Origin of the sequence: Paratractidigestivibacter sp. (assembly GCF_052362415.1) — a bacterium.
In the GTDB taxonomy this organism is placed as follows: Bacteria; Actinomycetota; Coriobacteriia; order Coriobacteriales; family Atopobiaceae; genus Paratractidigestivibacter.
Map to the genome: position 1 here is coordinate 1 of NZ_DAWEMK010000136.1, position 1778 is coordinate 1778.

2 protein-coding genes and 1 pseudogene are annotated in these 1778 nt (G+C 72.4%); all 3 read left to right on the forward strand.

Going from position 1 to position 1778, the window contains the following annotated elements; all coding sequences use genetic code 11:
- Window positions 1-6: 6 nt before the first annotated feature.
- Window positions 7-156, forward strand: a complete 150-nt coding sequence (locus tag ACT84W_RS09820; protein ID WP_444329079.1) for a hypothetical protein — start codon at window positions 7-9, stop codon at window positions 154-156.
- A gap of 239 nt (window positions 157-395) precedes the next feature.
- Window positions 396-686, forward strand: coding sequence for a YerC/YecD family TrpR-related protein (locus ACT84W_RS09825; RefSeq protein WP_417575446.1), 291 nt, complete (start codon window positions 396-398; stop codon window positions 684-686).
- 79 nt (window positions 687-765) lie between these two features.
- Window positions 766-1778: pseudogene (locus ACT84W_RS09830) on the forward strand (hypothetical protein); the annotation flags it as partial.

Genomic DNA, 1778 nt, shown 5'->3' on the forward strand with positions numbered 1-1778 from the left:
GGCCTTGTGGTCAACGCGTTCGTCCTCGAGCTCGCGAGCTACCTCTCGCGCAACATCTTCCACGCGGGCGTCTACGTCGACGGCTTCGGCGCGGCGTTCGTCGGCGCGATCGTGATCAGCCTCGTCGGGATGTTCGTGGGCTCGGTCATCCAGTAGCCGCATGTGTTTTCGCTCGTGAGTAACCCGGCCTCGGCTGCGCATCTGAGCCGGGGCCGGTCCTATGTCCGCAGGTTGCTCCCGCGGCGGGCTCATCGCGCGATATCTTGTTGTTCTGGCGTTAACGGCCGCTCGGCGCGGCGCGCCCGGCAGCTGGATGCTTTATTGCGCTAAAGTGTTCTAGGAAAACCGTGCCCAAGCCGGGCACCCGACCCGCCGCTCGCGCCAGGAGGTAATGAATGGAGATCACCGAGGAACACAGGCTCTATGCCGCGCTCCGGTCGCTCAGGACCGACGAGGAGGCCGCGGCGTTCCTCGGCGACCTGTGCACCCCGCGCGAGATCGACGACCTCTCGCAACGGCTCGAGGTGGCGGCGATGCTCTCCGAGGGCCACTCGTACGCCGACGTGAGCCGCGCGACCGGCGCTTCCTCCACCACGGTGAGCCGCGTGTCCAAATGCCTGAACGGCGAGCGGGGCGGCTACCGCACGGTGCTCTCGCGCCTCGACGGGGCTGGCTGCGCCGACTAGGGGATTGTTGTCCCGTCCCCGTCGTACCATCAAACAAAGAAGAACCTCGAGCCGCGCTTTGCGCGGGATGGGGGAGCCCATGGCCCTGCACATCGTCAGAACGGAGCGGGAAGAGCCGCTCACACCTGCCGTCGAGCGCGCGCTGCGCGCTGGCATCGGCGCCGGCGGGCGCGCGACGCTGCTTTTGCCCACCTTCTCCTGCGCCCTTAGCGCCCAGCGGGAGCTCGCGTCGATGCCGGGGCTCGGCGTCGGCGTCGAGGCGACGACGGCCTCGTCCTGGGCGGCTGAGCGCTGGGGCGTGTGGGGCGACGGCAGGCGCGTCGTCGACGGCATCTCGCGCGACATACTCTGCCTGCGCGTCGTTTCCCGCGCGGCATCGCGCGCGGGGTCGCGCGTGCGGGACAACGAGGGCACGAGGGGGCTGCTCGCAGGGCTGGTCTCGCGCGCCCTGCCCGAGCTTCTCTCGGGCGAGGCCCCCTGCGGGCTCTCGGACGCGGAGGCCGAGGTCGCGGGCCTTGCCCGCGACTATGCGCGGGAGCTCGAGGGCGCGGGGCTCGTCGAGCCCTGCGAGGCGCTCGGGCTTTTGCCGGGGGCTCTTTCCGCGGCGGACGCCTCGGCCGTCGTCGCGAGCGGCCTGGACGACGCCGGCCTCCCACAGCTGAGGATGCTCGCCCGGCTCGCGCGCGACCGCGAGGTGACCTTCGTCTGCAGGGCCACCGATGCTCCCGCCGACGAGCTCGGTCGGCTCGCGGCGGACCAGCTCCTCGCGCTCGCGGCCGAGGCGGGCGCCCCCGCCGAAGAGGAGGCCGAGGACGATGGCGTGGGCCCCGCAGGCCGACCGGGGGAGCTCGCGCAGCTCGTCTCGCGCGTGTTCCGCTCGGAGAGCGCCCCCATAGAGCCGACCGGGTCCGTGAGGGTGCTGCTGCCCGCCGGTCCCTCGGCGGAGCCCGAGGCAATAGCCTGCGAGGCCGGCCGCGAGGCAGGCGAGGGGTGCCGGTCCATCGCCGTCCTCGCGCCCGACGCCGAGGCCGCCTGGAGGGAGCTCTCCCCGAGGCTCGCCGCCCGCGGCATCGGCGCCAGGACGAGCCGCAG

Coding starts and splice junctions, on each gene's coding strand:
- ACT84W_RS09825 (WP_417575446.1), top strand. CDS start 396: ATGGAGATCACCGAGGAACACAGGCTCTATGCCGCGCTCCGGTCGCTC.